The 15,183-nt window shown below is 72.2% G+C and carries 12 protein-coding genes and 1 pseudogene; all 13 read right to left on the reverse strand.

Annotation, left to right across the window (positions count from 1 at the left end):
• Positions 1-46: 46 nt before the first annotated feature.
• The 13 genes and pseudogenes from AC4D2F_RS02820 to pyrR all read right to left on the reverse strand — a co-directional run bounded on the left by AC4D2F_RS02820 (position 47) and on the right by pyrR (position 15,127).
• Positions 47-2,272 carry a primosomal protein N' family DNA-binding protein gene (locus AC4D2F_RS02820; RefSeq protein WP_490909419.1) on the reverse strand — a complete coding sequence of 742 codons (2,226 nt, stop codon included), beginning with the start codon at positions 2,270-2,272 and terminating at the stop codon, positions 47-49.
• A gap of 25 nt (positions 2,273-2,297) precedes the next feature.
• Positions 2,298-3,509 carry a methionine adenosyltransferase gene (gene metK, locus AC4D2F_RS02825; protein WP_104165167.1) on the reverse strand — a complete coding sequence of 404 codons (1,212 nt, stop codon included), beginning with the start codon at positions 3,507-3,509 and terminating at the stop codon, positions 2,298-2,300.
• 45 nt (positions 3,510-3,554) lie between these two features.
• A pseudogene (gene coaBC / locus AC4D2F_RS02830) lies at positions 3,555-4,769 on the reverse strand (bifunctional phosphopantothenoylcysteine decarboxylase/phosphopantothenate--cysteine ligase CoaBC); the annotation flags it as partial.
• A 25-nt stretch (positions 4,770-4,794) separates the two neighbouring features.
• Positions 4,795-5,055, reverse strand: coding sequence for a DNA-directed RNA polymerase subunit omega (gene rpoZ / locus AC4D2F_RS02835; RefSeq protein ID WP_104119687.1), 261 nt, complete (start codon positions 5,053-5,055; stop codon positions 4,795-4,797).
• A 45-nt stretch (positions 5,056-5,100) separates the two neighbouring features.
• Complete coding sequence (gene gmk / locus AC4D2F_RS02840) at positions 5,101-5,670, reverse strand: guanylate kinase (protein WP_181033535.1); 570 nt, start codon at positions 5,668-5,670, stop codon at positions 5,101-5,103.
• A gap of 10 nt (positions 5,671-5,680) precedes the next feature.
• Positions 5,681-6,019: an integration host factor, actinobacterial type gene (mihF, locus tag AC4D2F_RS02845; RefSeq protein WP_043445530.1), complete on the reverse strand. Its 339-nt coding sequence runs from the start codon at positions 6,017-6,019 to the stop codon at positions 5,681-5,683.
• 172 nt (positions 6,020-6,191) lie between these two features.
• Positions 6,192-7,040, reverse strand: coding sequence for an orotidine-5'-phosphate decarboxylase (gene pyrF / locus AC4D2F_RS02850; RefSeq protein WP_490909420.1), 849 nt, complete (start codon positions 7,038-7,040; stop codon positions 6,192-6,194).
• Positions 7,030-10,338: a carbamoyl-phosphate synthase large subunit gene (gene carB, locus AC4D2F_RS02855; protein ID WP_490909421.1), complete on the reverse strand. Its 3,309-nt coding sequence runs from the start codon at positions 10,336-10,338 to the stop codon at positions 7,030-7,032. Before carB ends, pyrF begins: the two co-directional genes overlap by 11 nt.
• Positions 10,338-11,576: a glutamine-hydrolyzing carbamoyl-phosphate synthase small subunit gene (carA, locus tag AC4D2F_RS02860; protein WP_490909422.1), complete on the reverse strand. Its 1,239-nt coding sequence runs from the start codon at positions 11,574-11,576 to the stop codon at positions 10,338-10,340. The genes carB and carA overlap by 1 nt, the downstream gene beginning before the upstream one ends.
• Positions 11,573-12,160 (reverse strand): PH-like domain-containing protein, encoded by a 588-nt coding sequence (locus tag AC4D2F_RS02865; RefSeq protein ID WP_490909423.1) that lies wholly within the window; start codon positions 12,158-12,160, stop codon positions 11,573-11,575. Before AC4D2F_RS02865 ends, carA begins: the two co-directional genes overlap by 4 nt.
• Positions 12,148-13,527, reverse strand: a complete 1,380-nt coding sequence (locus AC4D2F_RS02870) for a dihydroorotase (RefSeq protein ID WP_490909424.1) — start codon at positions 13,525-13,527, stop codon at positions 12,148-12,150. Before AC4D2F_RS02870 ends, AC4D2F_RS02865 begins: the two co-directional genes overlap by 13 nt.
• Positions 13,524-14,549: an aspartate carbamoyltransferase catalytic subunit gene (locus AC4D2F_RS02875; RefSeq protein ID WP_490909425.1), complete on the reverse strand. Its 1,026-nt coding sequence runs from the start codon at positions 14,547-14,549 to the stop codon at positions 13,524-13,526. Before AC4D2F_RS02875 ends, AC4D2F_RS02870 begins: the two co-directional genes overlap by 4 nt.
• On the reverse strand, positions 14,546-15,127 hold the full coding sequence (pyrR, locus tag AC4D2F_RS02880) for a bifunctional pyr operon transcriptional regulator/uracil phosphoribosyltransferase PyrR (protein WP_490910511.1): 582 nt from the start codon (positions 15,125-15,127) through the stop codon (positions 14,546-14,548). The genes AC4D2F_RS02875 and pyrR overlap by 4 nt, the downstream gene beginning before the upstream one ends.
• Between the last annotated feature and the right edge of the window lie 56 nt (positions 15,128-15,183).

Genomic DNA, 15,183 nt, shown 5'->3' on the forward strand with positions numbered 1-15,183 from the left:
CACCGGCATCGCGCGGTGAGCCCTCCGCGGCCCGGCCGGCGAGGGGTCAGAGCACGTCGAGTGCGTCGAGCCTGATGTGGACCGGGTCTCCCGTCCGCCTGGCGGACAGTGCCGCCCGGCGGGCCCGGAGCAGCTTCGTGATGCCGGCGGCTGCCCGGTAGGAGAAGAAGAGCAGCATCCGATGGCTGCCCTGTCCCGCCAGCGCCTCCGCAGGGGCCGGGACTCCCCGGTCGGCGCCGCGCTTCGGGCCTGCAAGGGCCCGGGCAGCCGCCACGGCGTCCCGGCGGACATCCGGCGGGACCGGCGCGGGGCCGACGACGCGCACGGCACCTTCGGTGTCCAGCCCGTCGAGGAAGTGGGTGAGGGCTTCCCTGGTCCCCGTGAGCACCGCGTACCGGACGCCCGGTGGTAGTCCGAGTTCGTGCCGCTCGGCCAGTTCGCGGGACGCGGCGCCCGCAGGGTCCCAGCGGACGAGGTGGCCGACGGCGACGTCGTCGTCGCCCGTGATCACCACGGTCCCGCCCGCGGTGGAGGGGCGCGCGAGGATCGCCGCGGAGAACCAGCGGCGCAGTGCGTCCTCGCCGGCGCGCATCGACTCGCGGCTGAGCAGGGCGTTGCCGTCGAGGAGGATGACGGCCGCGTACCCTCCCGCGGCCACGGGTTCCGCCCCGGGGGTGGCGACGACCACGGCGGGCACGTCCCGGACGTCGTCGACGATGTGCTCGCCTGCCGAGGAGATGACCGGGACGCCGGGGAACGCGCGTCCCAGTTCCTCGGCCGTCCGCGTGGCGCCTGCGACGGTGGCGCGCATCCGGCCGCCGCCGCACTCCGGGCAGGTCCAGTGGTTGTCCGGGCGCCCGCACCATCGGCAGGCCGGCGGCGCGTGGCGGCCGGGCTGTGCCAGCGGCCCGGCGCAGACCGTGCAGCGTGCGGCGTGGCGGCACCGGTCGCAGGCCAGGGCCGGGGAGAAGCCCGTGCGGGCGACCTGCAGGAGGACGGGTCCGGTCTTCAGCCCCGCCTGCGCCGCCGCCCAGGCGGCGTGGGGGATGCGGGCCTGGGCGGCGAGCGGATCCCGTTCCATCTGGTAGGCGTCGGCGGCGTGGATGACGCGGGGCGCCGCTCGGCGGACCTCGTTGCGGTCGGCCTGGATGGCGTGTGCCCAGCCGGTGTCGACGAGGCGCTGCGCCTCGGTGGTGCGGCCGAACGAGGAGAGCAGCATCGCGGCTCCCTCCTGCTCGGCGCGCAGCAGCAGGACGTCGCGGACGTGCTGGTACGGCGCGCGCTGCTCCACGTGCTGGTCGTCGCCGTCGTCCCACAGGCAGACGAGCCCGAGGTTCCGCACGGGCGCGTAGGCGGCGGACCGCGTGCCGACGGCGACGGTCGCCGACCCGTGGAGGAGGCGCAGGAAGTTGCGGTACCGCGGCGTCGCACCGTCCTCGCCCGTCAGCCGGGCCACCGCCGACGCCCCGAGGCGGGCCACGAGTGAGGCTTCCACGCGGGCGAGGTCCCGCTGGTCGGGGACGACGACGACCGCTCCCCTGTCCGCGGACGCGGCCGCCGCGACGGCGTCGGCGATCTCCTCGTGCCAGGCCGTGGCACCGTACCCGCCGAGACTCGTCAGGACCGCGCGAGGCGACTCCCCGGAGCGGAGGTGCTGCAGGTAGGAGAGCCCGTTCGTGTAGCGCAGGAAGCTGCCGGAGGACGGCCGTCCCACGGCGACGGGCAGCATGCCCGCCGGGGCAGCGGGGTCGGAAGGGTCGGCAGCGTCGGTGGCGGATTCGGAAGGCTGCGGCGCGGTCTCCCCGGCACCGCCCGGGTCGTCGAACTCGGCCTCGACCCGCGCCATGCGCGGAGGTACGGCGGACCGCAGGACGTCGCTCACGGTCCCGACCGAGCGCGCGGCGACCGCCGTCGCCAGGGCGAGGACCTCGGGGGTGAGGACCTGCTGGGGGGAGACGACCTTCGCGAGCGGAAGGAGGGTCGCCGCCGTACTGGCCTCCTGGACCCGCTCCGCGAGGAAGCCGGCGTGCTCGCGCCCGGCGAAGCGCACCTTCACCCGGACGCCGGGCTGCGCCTCGGCGTCCATGGCGGCGGGGACCGCGTAGTCGAAGAACCGGTCGAGGTGGGGAAGCTGCGCGTCGAGGATGACCCGGGCGATGGGCAGCGACGACGCCCGCTCGGGATCGGCCTGCGGCAGCCGGGCCGCGCCGAAGCCGTGCAGCAGCGACAGCTGCCCGTCCGTCGCGTCGGGCACACGGGTGGTGTGCGTCATGATGCTCCGGCCGCCCCCTCCCGTGTCAGGCGTTGAAGTAGCTCCTGAGCTTGTCCACGCGGTCGATGCGCTCCCAGGTGAAACCCTCGTCCTCGCGACCGAAGTGCCCGTGGGCTGCGGTGCGCTGGTAGATGGGGCGCTTCAGATCGAGGGCGTTGATGATGCCGAGCGGACGGAGGTCGAAGACCTCGCGGATCGCCGTACCGATCCTGAGCGGATCGACGGTCTCGGTGCCGAACGTCTCCACGTAGATACCGACCGGCTGCGCCATGCCGATGGCGTAGGCGATCTGGATCTCCGCCCGGCGGGCGAGGCCGGCCGCCACCACGTTCTTCGCGACCCAGCGCATGGCGTAGGCCGCGGAGCGGTCCACCTTCGACGGGTCCTTCCCGCTGAAGGCGCCACCGCCGTGGCGGGCCGTGCCGCCGTAGGTGTCGACGATGATCTTGCGGCCCGTCAGTCCGGCGTCGCCCACGGGGCCGCCGATGACGAAGGCGCCACCGGGGTTGAGGATGTGGCGGACCGACGACGCGTCGAGGTCGGAGTCGGCCAGGACCGGGGTGACCACGTGCTCGACGAGACCGGCACGCAGTTCCTCGAGGGACACCTCGGCGGAGTGCTGGGAGGAGATGACCACGGAGTCGATCGAGACGGGGCGGTCGCCGTCGTACCCGACGGTGACCTGGGTCTTGCCGTCCGGGCGGAGGTACGGGAGGGTGCCGTCCTTGCGGACGGCGGTGAGGCGCTCGGACAACCGGTGCGCGAGCCAGATGGGGGCGGGCATGAGCACGGAGGTCTCGTCGCTCGCGTAGCCGAACATGATGCCCTGGTCCCCCGCGCCCTGGGCGTCGTAGGGGTCGACGCCCGTGCCCTCGCGGGTCTCGAGCGATGTGAAGACGCCGGAGGCGATCTCCGCGCTCTGCTGGCCGATGGACACCGACACACCGCAGCGGGCGCCGTCGAAGCCGTTGGCCGAGGAGTCGTAGCCGATGCCGAGGATGGTCTCGCGGACGATCTGGGGGATCTCGACGTAGGCCTCGGTGGTGACCTCCCCCGCGACGTGCACGAGCCCCGTGGTCACGAGGGTCTCCACCGCGACGCGCGAATCCGGATCCTGCTCGAGCATCCCGTCGAGGATGGCGTCGCTGATCTGGTCGCAGATCTTGTCGGGATGGCCCTCGGTCACCGATTCCGACGTGAAGAGGCGCAGGGGGGAATCGATGCTGGGAGAATTCACGTGCTCACTCTACTTGGTCGGAGGGACAGTCCGGCCCGTGGGGGATCAGCGGGACAGCAGGCGCGCGGCGTGGGCGATCACGGCGTCGGCGACAGCCCGCTTCGAGCCCTGCACCGCGGGTGATTCACCCCCGTCCGCGTCGAGGATGGTGACCTCGTTGGTGTCCTCGCCGAACACCCGGTCCGAGCCGACCACGTTGAGCACCAGGAAGTCGCACCCCTTCCGGGCGAGCTTCGCGCGGGCGTGCGTCAGCGGATCGGCCGAGGGGTCCCCCGTCTCGGCCGCGAAGCCGGCGATGACCAGCGGCTGCGCACCGGCGTCCCGGGCGAGCACGGCCTCGCGGAGCACGTCGGGGTTCCGGACGAGGGTGATGACCGGGTCCGTCCCGTCGTCGTTCTTCTTGATCTTGGTGGCGGTGACCTCGGCCGGACGGAAGTCCGCGACGGCGGCGGCCATGACCAGCACGTCCGTGGCGGGCAGTGCGCCCAGGACGGCGTCGCGCAGCTGGAGGGCGGACTCGACGCGCACCACGTCGCAGCCGGCGGGCGGTGCGACCTCCGCATGGGCCAGGACGAGGGTCACGTGGGCGCCCTGGGCGAGGGCCGCCTCCGCCAGCGCCATGCCCTGCTTGCCCGAGGACCGGTTCCCGAGGAACCGTACCGGGTCGAGGGCCTCGCGCGTCCCGCCGGCGGAGATCGTGACACGCTTGCCCTGCAGGCTGCCGCTCCCGGAGGGTGCGGCGGCGGCCAGGGCCGCCGCGAGGATGTCCGCCGGTTCCGGGAGCCGGCCGGGGCCGGAGTCGGACCCGGTGAGGCGCCCCGACGCCGGCTCGAGGACGGTGACGCCGCGCGACCGGAGCGTGCGCACGTTCGCGCGGGTCGCCGCGTGCTGCCACATCTCGGTGTGCATCGCCGGCGCCATGACCACGGGGCCGCGCGCCATGAGGAGCGTGCCCGTCAGGAGGTCGTTCGCCAGTCCCGCGGCGGCCCGCGCCAGGACGTCGGCGGTGGCCGGCGCGACGACGACGAGGTCGGCTTCGTGCCCGAGGCGCACGTGGTTCACCTTGTCGACGTCGTCCCAGACGCTGTTGCTCACGGGGTGGCCCGAGAGCGCCTCCCAGGTGGCCGTGCCGACGAAGCGGGTGGCGGCGTCGGTGGGGACGACCGTGACGTCGTGGCCCGACTCCGTGAAAAGACGGAGGAGGGATGCGGCCTTGTAGGCTGCGATCCCTCCTCCGACACCGAGGACTACGCGCACCGGCTGTCCGTGCTCGGGGCTGCCGGGACTACTCGGACTGTTCCATGGGCGCGGACACCAGCATGCCCTCGTTGATCTCGCGCAGGGCGATGGAGAGGGGCTTCTCGTTCAGCCGGGTGTCGACGAGGGGGCCGACGTATTCGAAGAGGCCTTCGTGGAGCTGGGAGTAGTACGCGTTGATCTGGCGGGCACGCTTGGCCCCGTAGATCACGAGGGCGTACTTCGAGTCCGAGGCCTCCAGCAGAGAATCGATCGGCGGGTTGATGATGCCTTCGGGCTGAGTTGACACAGAGTTCTCCAAAAAATAAGGCGGGACCGGCCGGATCAGCGCGCTTCAGCGCTCCAGCGGACGCAGTCCCATCAGTGATACGAGCTCGTCTGCCGCATGCTCCACGGTGTCGTTGACGACGGTGTGGTTGAATTCCGGCTCGGCGGCAAGTTCCAGTTTAGCGGTTTCCAGCCGCTGCTGCTGTTCCTCGGCCGATTCGGTGCCGCGTCCCTCGAGCCGGCGCACCATCTCGTCCCAGCTGGGGGGCGCGAGGAACACGAAGTTGGCCTCGGGCATGGTCTCCTTCACCTGGCGTGCTCCCTGCAGGTCGATCTCCAGGAGCACGGTCCGACCCTCGTCCATCGCGGCCTGGACGGTCCGGCGCAGCGTGCCGTAGCGGTTGCGGCCGTGGACCACGGCCCACTCGAGCAGCTGCTCCTCGGCCACGAGCCGGTCGAACTCGTCCGGGGAGACGAAGAAGTAGTGCACGCCGTCGACCTCCCCCGGGCGCGGCGGGCGGGTGGTCGCCGACACCGACAGCCACACGGCGGGATAGTTGTCCCGGATGTAGGTCGAGACTGTTCCCTTGCCGACCGCCGTCGGGCCGGCCAGGACTGTCAACCGGGGCTGTGACACTACCGCTTCCTTACTTTCTGGCCGAGCCAGACTGGTGTTGTTCGAGATACGTGACGAGGGCCTTGCGCTGGTGGATCCCGAGGCCGCGCACGCGGCGGGTCCCCGCGATGCCCACCTCCGCCATGATGGCGGCCGCGCGCACGTCGCCGACGCCGGGCAGGGCCTTGAGGAGATCGAAGACCTTCAGGCGGCCCACGGCGTCATCGCCGTCGGGATTCTCGATCACGTCCGCCACGGAAAGCTTACCGGTCCTCAGCCGGGACTTGATGTCCGCACGGACCGCCCGCGCCGCCGTCGCCTTCTCGCGCGCCCGTGTTCGTTCGTCGTCCGTCAGTGGCTTCAGGCTCAAGGGTGCTCCCTACGCTGGACGGCACCACGAATGGCGGCGACCGCTCGTCGTGTGGCTGGGTCAGGTGGATCGACGGACACGCCTGGTCGTCGTCCGGGGTCGGTGGGGCCCGGCAGGCCCGGTGGAACGAACCTACCGGGCGTACGCCTCCGAAATCAATGCGCCGTCGCGGTCATCCGAGCCCGTCGCGCGTGCGCTCCGCCTCCACCCGCAGGGTCGCCGCGTCGGGGCCCGCGGCGAGGATCGCACGGCTCGAGGTCGGCAGCACGAACGGCAGGGCCGCGCCGAACGCGGCCTCCAGCTCATGGCGCCCGGCGCCCTGGGCGCCGACCCCGGGGGCGAGGACGGGGCCGTTGAGGGAGGGCAGATCCAGGCCCAGCCGGTGCGCCGCGTCGCCGATGGTCGCGCCGATCACCAGTCCCACGTGTCCGGGTCCGGGGCCGGCGTTCTCGGCGGCGGCCGCATGCGCGATGGACCGTGCCACGGACGCGGGACCGCCGGCGTGCTGCACCGAGCGCCCTTCGGGATTCGACGTCAGGGCGAGGACGAACACTCCGCGTCCCGTCGCGGCGGCGAGGTCGAGGGCGGGCCGGAGCGACTCGAACCCCAGGTACGGGTTCAGGGTGACCGCATCGGCGGCCAGCGGCCGACCCTCCCCCAGCCACGCCTCGGCGTAGGCCCGCATGGTGGAGCCGATGTCACCGCGCTTGGCGTCCGCGATGGTCAGGACACCGGCGTCCGCCGCGCGGGCCAGCAGCGTCTCGAGGACCGCGAGTCCGCGGGCACCGTGCCGTTCGTAGAGCGCGACCTGCGGCTTGAGGGCCGCGGCGACGGGACCGACGGCGTCGAGCACCGTGAGGGAGAACCGCTCGAGGCCCGCCGGGGAGTCCTCCAGCCCCCAGGCCGCCAGCAGCCCGGGGTGCGGGTCGATGCCGACGCAGAGGCTCCCCCGGGCCGCCCGGGCCGCCGCGAGCCGCTCCCCGAAGGGCGCGCGGGCGGCGGCGCCTGCCTCAGGAGGCATCGCGGGCCGCGGTGGACGCCCGGAGGTTCGCTGCATGCTCCTGGAGGCTCGTCACCGACCACTCGTAGGAGCGCATGGCTTCGATCGCCTGCACGGCGGCCCCCACCTCGGGGATCGTCGTGATCACCGGGAGACCGTAGGAGGTCGCGGCCGCCCGGATCTCGTAGCCGTCGCCGCGCGCCTGGCCGCCGGACGGCGTGTTGATGATCATGTCGATGCCGCCGCCGGTGATGAGGTCGACGACGGTGCCCTCGCCGTGGGCCCCCGTACCCTCGGCGACCTTGCGGACCGTCGTCGCCTGGATGCCGTTGCGCCGCAGGACGTCCGCCGTGCCGCCCGTGGACACGATCTCGAAGCCGAGGTCCACGAGCCGCTTGACCGGCATGACGATGGCGCGCTTGTCCCGGTTGGCGACGGAGACGAAGACCTTGCCCTGCACCGGCAGGGCCGCGTTCGCCGCGGCCTGGCTCTTCGCGAAGGCCGTGTCGAAGTACTTGTCGATGCCCATCACCTCACCGGTGGACCGCATCTCGGGACCCAGCAGCGAGTCGACCACCGTGCCCTCGGGGGTGCGGAAGCGGCTGAAGGGCAGCACGGCCTCCTTGACGGAGACCGGCGCGTCCAGCGGCAGGGAGCCGCCGTCGCCGGTGGCCGGCAGCAGCCCGCGCTCGCGCAGCTCCGGGACCGTGACCCCGGTGCCGATCAGGGCGGCACCCTTGGCGAGCTGCACCCCGGTGGCCTTCGAGACGAAGGGCACGGTCCGGGAGGCGCGGGGGTTCGCCTCGAGGACGTACAGGACGTCGGAGGCCAGCGCGAACTGGATGTTGATGAGTCCGCGGACGCCGACGCCCTCGGCGATGGCGAGCGTCGCCTCCCGGACCCGCTGCAGGACATCGGCTCCGAGGGTGATGGGCGGCAGCACGCACGCCGAGTCGCCGGAGTGGATGCCGGCCTCCTCGATGTGCTCCATGATCCCGCCGAGGTACATCTCCGTGCCGTCGTACAGCGCGTCGACGTCGATCTCGATCGCGTCCTCGAGGAAGCGGTCGATCAGGACCGGGTGCGCCTCGGTGATCTCCGTGGCGTTGGCGATGTAGCGCGAGAGGTTCGCCTCGTCGTAGACGATCTCCATGCCCCGGCCGCCGAGCACGTAGGACGGACGCACCAGCACCGGGTAGCCGATGGCGTCGGCGATCTTCTTCGCGTCCTCGAAGGACACCGCGGTGCCGTTCTTGGGGGAGATCAGGCCGCCGGCGTCGAGCACGCGGCTGAACGCCCCGCGGTGCTCGGCGAGGTCGATGGCCTCGGGGGACGTGCCGAGGATGGGGATCCCGGCGTCGGCGAGTTCCTGGGCGAGCTTCAGCGGCGTCTGTCCGCCGAGCTGGACGAAGACGCCGAGGACCCCGCCGGTGCGCTGCTCGGCCGCGATGACCTCGAGGACGTCCTCGAGGGTCAGCGGCTCGAAGTACAGCCGCGTGGAGATGTCGTAGTCCGTGGAGACCGTCTCGGGGTTGCAGTTGACCATGACCGTCTCGTAGCCGGCCTCCCGCAGCGCCATCGTGGCGTGGACGCAGGAGTAGTCGAACTCGATGCCCTGGCCGATCCGGTTGGGCCCGGAGCCGAGGATGATCACCGAGGGCTTCTCGTGCTGCGCCACCTCGTCCTCCTCGTCGTAGGACGAGTAGTGGTAGGGCGTGTAGGCGGCGAACTCCGCCGCGCAGGTGTCCACGGTCTTGAAGACCGGGCGGATACCGAGCGCGTGCCGCACCCCGCGCACCACGGCCTCGGGCGTGGAGGTGAGGGAGCCGATCTGGTCGTCCGAGAACCCGTGCCGCTTGGCGCGCCGCAGCACGTCCTCCGTCAGGTTCGGCGCCGAGCGCACCTCCTCCGCGATCTCGTTGAGGAGCACGAGCTGGTCGAGGAACCACGGGTCGATCCCCGTGGCCTCGTACAGCCGCTCCACCGTGGCGCCGCCGAGCAGGGCGCGCTGCACCTGCGACAGCCGGTCGGTGGTGGGGCGTCGGGCCGCCTCGACGAGGGCGTCGACGTCCCCGGCGGGGACCGGCGCGAAGGACAGCTGCGACCCTTTCTGCTCGAGGGAGCGGAGGGCCTTCTGCAGGGCCTCCGTGAAGTTGCGGCCCATCGCCATGGCCTCGCCCACGGACTTCATGGTGGTGGTCAGCGTGGGGTCCGCGGCGGGGAACTTCTCGAACGCGAACCGCGGCACCTTGACCACCACGTAGTCGAGGGTCGGCTCGAAGGACGCCGGGGTCTTCAGGGTGATGTCGTTGGGGATCTCGTCGAGCGTGTAGCCGAGGGAGAGCTTCGTCGCGATCTTGGCGATCGCGAACCCGGTGGCCTTCGACGCGAGGGCGGAGGAGCGCGAGACACGCGGATTCATCTCGATGACGACGACGCGGCCCGTGTCGGGTTCGATGGCGAACTGGATGTTGCAGCCGCCGGTGTCGACGCCGACCTCGCGGATCACGGCGATCGAGATGTCCCGCAGCCGCTGGTACTCGCGGTCGGTGAGTGTCAGGGCCGGCGCCACCGTGATGGAGTCGCCGGTGTGCACGCCCACGGGATCCACGTTCTCGATGGAGCACACGACGACGACGTTGTCGTTCCTGTCGCGCATCATCTCGAGCTCGTACTCCTTCCACCCGAGGATGCTCTCCTCGAGGAGGACCTCGCTCGTGGGGCTGTACTGCAGGCCCTGGCCGACGATCCGGCGCAGGTCCTGCTCGGTGTACGCGAGGCCGGAGCCGAGGCCGCCCATGGTGAAGGACGGCCGGACCACCATCGGGTAGCCGAGGTCCTCGGCGGCCGCCAGGGCCTCGTCGATCGTGTGGATGATCGAGGACCGGGCCGACTCCGCGCCGCACCGCGCCACGACGCCCTTGAACTTCTCGCGGTCCTCGCCGAGCTCGATCGCGGCGATGTTCGCGCCGATCAGCTCGACGCCGTACTTCTCCAGGACGCCGTTCTTGTCGAGGGCGATCGCCGTGTTCAGCGCCGTCTGGCCGCCCAGGGTGGGCAGCAGGGCGTCCGGGCGTTCCTTCGCGATGATCTTCTCGACGACGTCCGGGGTGATCGGCTCGACGTACGTCGCGTCGGCGAACTCCGGATCGGTCATGATCGTGGCCGGGTTCGAGTTCACGAGGATGACCCGCAGGCCCTCCTCGCGCAGGACGCGCAGCGCCTGCGTTCCCGAGTAGTCGAATTCGGCGGCCTGCCCGATGACGATCGGCCCGGAGCCGATCACGAGGACGCTCTTGAGGTCGGTTCTGCGGGGCATCAGTTCTCTTCCTGGGTTGTGCCGGGGTGTGTGCTGCCGTGGCCGGGCCGGGCGCCCGGGCGGTCCTTCTGGGACAGCATCAGGTCGATGAAACGGTCGAAGAGGTACGCCGAATCGTGCGGACCGGCCGCCGCCTCGGGGTGGTACTGGACGGAGAAGGCCGGGATGTCCAGGCACGCGAGTCCCTCGACGACGTCGTCGTTCAGGCACACGTGGCTGACCTCGACGCGCCCGTAGCTGCCGGCGGGCGCCTCGACGGGGCCGTCCAGCGGCGCGTCGACGGCGAACCCGTGGTTCTGGGAGGTGATCTCGACCTTGCCGGTACGGCGGTCCAGGACGGGCTGGTTGATCCCCCGGTGGCCGTAGCGGAGCTTGTAGGTGCCGAAGCCGAGCGCGCGGCCGAGGATCTGGTTGCCGAAGCAGATGCCGAAGAACGGCACGCGTGCATCGAGCACGCGCCGCAGGAGGTCCACCTGCGCGTCGGCCGTCGCGGGGTCGCCGGGCCCGTTGGACATGAAGACGCCGTCCGGCCGGGCGGCCAGGACGTCGTCGAACGTCGCGGCGGCCGGCAGGACGACCGTGCGGACGCCGCGCTGGGCGAAGTGCCGGGGCGTCATCGTCTTGATGCCGAGGTCCAGGGCGGCGATGGTGGCCACCGTCCCGCCGGTCCAGCCGTGGTCGGCGGGTTCGACGACGTACGCCTCGTCGATGCTGACCTCCTCGGCGAGCCGCGAGCCCGCCATGGACGGCTGCGCGAGCACCTGGTCGAGGAGGCGGTCCGCGGGCAGGGCGGCATCCGCGCCGGAGAAGATCCCGGCGCGCATGGCGCCGCGCTCGCGGAGGTGCCGGGTCACGGCGCGCGTGTCGACGCCCTCGATCCCGACGATCCCCTGCTCGCGCAGCTGGTCGTCGAGGCTCTGCTCGGAGCGCCAGTTGGACGGACGGCGTGCCGCGTCGCGGATGACGTACCCGGCCACCCAGATGCGCCGCGACTCGGCGTCGTCGGCGTTCACCCCGGTGTTGCCGATGTGCGGTGCCGTCTGGACGACGAGCTGGCGGGCGTAGGACGGATCGGTGATGGTCTCCTGGTACCCGGTCATGCCGGTGGCGAAGACCGCCTCGCCGAGCGTGGTGCCCTCGGCCCCGTAGGCGCGGCCGCGGAAGGTGCGGCCGTCCTCGAGGACGAGCACTGCGGGTGCCTGTCGGTGGACCGGGGCCGTTGTTGGAGCGTGGCTCACAGGTGTTCCCTGCCTTCGGGGGTCGGTGGAGTGCGGTCGGAGGTGGAGTCGGTGGAGTCGGTGGTGTCGGCGCGGGTGGTGCCCGGGGGCGCTGGGCGGACCGGGACGAGAGCGGCGGTGGCGGCGAGGAGCTGGGCCTTGTGCGCGGCGTGGCGCGTGCGGAACCCGGTGTCCACGCCGAGGGTGCCGAGGCGCCAGGTGAGGATCACGAGCCCCTCCTTCTCGACGAACTTGCCCGTCATGCCGCCCGCGAGCTGCACCGAGGTGAGGTCGCCGCGCGGGATGAAGACGGTACGGGCGCCCGTACGGGTGATCAGGATGCCGTCCTCGTGGACGGAGGCGACGGCGTTGCCGCGCAGGCCCAGCCCGTGGACCGCGATGCGGTCGAGCCAGTCCCCCGCCGTCGTCGTCGCGACGTACTGCCCCTCGGCCTCGTAGAGGACGGGTCCCAGGTCCGCGGACGGTTCCGGGGGCTCGGGGACGTCCGACTGCCGACGCAGCCGGTTGCGCCACCCGAGTCCCATGAGCGTGACGATCACGGCGATGATGCCGAGGGTCAGGGCGACCCAGCCTAGGGATTCCATGCGGCGGCCCCTTCGGTGGCGGGCGTTCCGGACGCGGGTCGGGGGGAGGCGAGGCGCCCGTCGAGGACGGTCGGGTGCCCGGCGTAGAAGGTGGCCCGGACGCTGCCGGGCAGTTCGAGGCCGCGGAAGGGGCTGTTGCGGCCCTTGGTGGCCATCGTGGACGGATCGACGGTCCAGCGCGCGGCCGGATCGACGAGGATCAGGTTCGCCGGCTCCCCCGCGGCGATCGGCCGGCCCTGGTGTCCGAGCCGGCCGATGCGGGCCGGGCCGGTCGAGGTGACCCGGGCGAAGCCCTCCCAGTCCAGCAGGCCGGTCTCCACCATGGTGTGCTGGACGACGGACAGGGCGGTCTCGAGGCCCGTCATGCCCATGGCGGCCTGCGCCCACTCGCATTCCTTGTGCTCGCTCGGGTGCGGTGCGTGATCGGTGCCGACGACGTCGATCGTGCCGTCGGCGAGGGCCCCGCGCAGCGCGTGGACGTCGTCGGACGTGCGCAGGGGCGGGTTGACCTTGTAGACCGGGTCGTAGCTGCGGACGAGCTCGTCGGTCAGGAGCAGGTGGTGCGGGGTGACCTCGGCGGTGACATCGATGCCGCGGGCCTTCGCCCACCGGATGATCTCCACGGATCCGGCCGTGGAGACGTGGCAGACGTGCAGGCGGGAGCCGACGTGCTGGGTGAGCAGGACGTCGCGGGCGATGATGCTCTCCTCCGCGACGGCCGGCCAGCCGGCCAGGCCGAGCACGGCCGAGACCTCGCCCTCGTTCATCTGGGCGCCCTCGGTGAGGCGCGGTTCCTGCGCGTGCTGCGCGATGACGCCGTCGAACGCCTTGACGTACTCGAGGGCGCGGCGCATGAGGACGGGGTCGTGGACGCAGATGCCGTCGTCCGAGAAGACGCGGACGGCCGCCCGGGATTCCGCCATGGCGCCTAGTTCCGCGAGCCGCTCGCCGCCCAGGCCGGCGGTCACCGCCCCGACCGGGCGTACCTCGACCCAGCCGGAGGCGAGGCCGAGGCGGTACACCTGCTCGACGACGCCGGCCGTGTCGGCCACGGGAGAGCTGTTGGCCATGGCGTGCACGGCGGTGAATCCGCCGAGCGCGGCGGCGCGGGAGCCGGTCTCGACCGTCTCGGCGTCCTCCCGGCCGGGCTCGCGGAGGTGGGTGTGGAGGTCCACCATGCCGGGCAGGGCGATCAGCCCCTCCGCGTCGACGGTCCCGGCGTCCGACGGCGCCTCCGCCGTCGCTGCGGCGCCCACGGCGGCGACGACCCCGTCGCGGACGAGGACGTCCTGGACGTCGCCGCCCAGGACGGCGGCGCCCCGGATGAGGTAGGCGGAGGGGATGGGGTCGGTGGTGCGGGTGGTCACAGGGTGCGGCCTTCCGGGATCAGGGCGGTCGGGTCGTCGGTCTCGTCGTCGTGCTCGTCGTGCGGGTCCCCCGAGAGGAGGAGGTACAGCGCGGCCATGCGCACGGAGACGCCGTTGCGGACCTGGGCGAGGACGGTGGAGCGGGGCGAGTCCGCGGCGGCGGAGGAGATCTCGAGGCCCCGGTTCATGGGCCCGGGGTGCATGATCACGGTGTCGTCCAGGCCCATCGTGTCCAGCAGTGCGAGCCGCCCGTCGTCGAACCCCCAGCGCCGTGAGTACTCGCGGGTCGAGGGGAAGAACGCGGCGTTCATGCGCTCGGCCTGCAGGCGGAGCATCATCACGGCGTCGGGCCGCTGGGCGAGGGCGTCGTCGAGGTCGTAGAACACGGTGCAGGGCCAGGACGCGATACCGACCGGGAGCAGGGTGGGCGGGCCGGCGAGGAGGACCTCCGCGCCGAGCGTCGTCAGGAGCCAGACGTTGGAGCGCGCCACCCGGGAGTGGAGGACGTCCCCGACGATCAGGACCTTCATGCCGGCCAGGGTGCTCCCGGCACTGGGCATGCCCCCGAGCCCCGCCCAGTGCCGGCGCAGCGTGAAGGCGTCGAGCAGGGCCTGGGTGGGGTGCTCGTGCGTCCCGTCCCCGGCGTTGACGACGGCGGCGTCGATCCAGCCCGACGCCGCGAGCCGCGCCGGTGCGCCCGAGGCCGGATGGCGGATGACGACGGCGTCGGCGCTCATGGCCTCCAGGGTCTGCGCCGTGTCCTTCAGCGACTCGCCCTTGGACACCGAGGATCCCTTGACCGCGAAGTTGATGACGTCCGCGGAGAGGCGCTTCGCCGCGGCCTCGAACGAGATGCGGGTGCGGGTGGAGTCCTCGTAGAAGAGGTTCACCACGGTCCGGCCACGCAGCGCGGGGAGCTTCTTGATCTCCCGCTCCCCCACCGCCGCCATCTCCTCGGCGACGTCCAGCAGCCGCAGGGCGTTCCTCGCGGAGAGGTCCTGCGTGCTGAGCAGGTGCTTCACGCGCGGTCCTCGATGACGACCTCGTTCACGGCGGAACCGCCGATCAGGTCGATCTCCGCGAGATGCACGCGCACGCGTTCCCGGGACGACGTCGGGAGGTTCTTGCCCACGTGGTCGGCGCGGATGGGGAGCTCGCGGTGCCCCCGGTCCACGAGGACCGCCAGGCGGACGGCGCGTGGTCGGCCCAGGTCGGCGAGGGCATCGAGGGCCGCCCGGATGGTGCGCCCCGAGTAGAGGACGTCGTCGACGAGGACCACGACCTTGTCGTCGATGCCCGACGGCGGCAGCTGGGTCGCGAGGGGCGAGCGCGTGGGGTTGCGGCGGAGGTCGTCGCGGTACATGGTGACGTCGAGCTGACCCGTGATGAGGTCCGGGTCCACCGAGGAATCCACGGACGCGATCTTCTGGGCGAGGCGCTGGGCGAGGGGGAAACCCCTGCGGGGGATGCCGAGGAGCACGAGATCACGCGAGCCCTTGTTCGCCTCGAGGATCTCGTGGGCGATGCGCGTGAGTACCCGGTCTATGTCTGCTGCTGCGAGAACAACGCGCTTGGTGATGCCGGATTCCGAGGCAGGCATGGTCATAACACGCTTCCTCCTTCCCCGCCTCACTGGACGGAACTTAAAGGGTGGCT

It is taken from the genome of Arthrobacter sp. TJ-263 (genome assembly GCF_058269155.1).

What these genes read in the sequence shown, in the direction of transcription:
- AC4D2F_RS02820 (WP_490909419.1), bottom strand. Translation starts at nt 2,272, where the DNA reads ATGACGCACACCACCCGTGTGCCCGACGCGACGGACGGGCAGCTGTCG.
- AC4D2F_RS02865 (WP_490909423.1), bottom strand. Translation starts at nt 12,160, where the DNA reads ATGGAATCCCTAGGCTGGGTCGCCCTGACCCTCGGCATCATCGCCGTG.
- carB (WP_490909421.1), bottom strand. Translation starts at nt 10,338, where the DNA reads ATGCCCCGCAGAACCGACCTCAAGAGCGTCCTCGTGATCGGCTCCGGG.
- pyrF (WP_490909420.1), bottom strand. Translation starts at nt 7,040, where the DNA reads ATGCCTCCTGAGGCAGGCGCCGCCGCCCGCGCGCCCTTCGGGGAGCGG.
- pyrR (WP_490910511.1), bottom strand. Translation starts at nt 15,127, where the DNA reads ATGCCTGCCTCGGAATCCGGCATCACCAAGCGCGTTGTTCTCGCAGCA.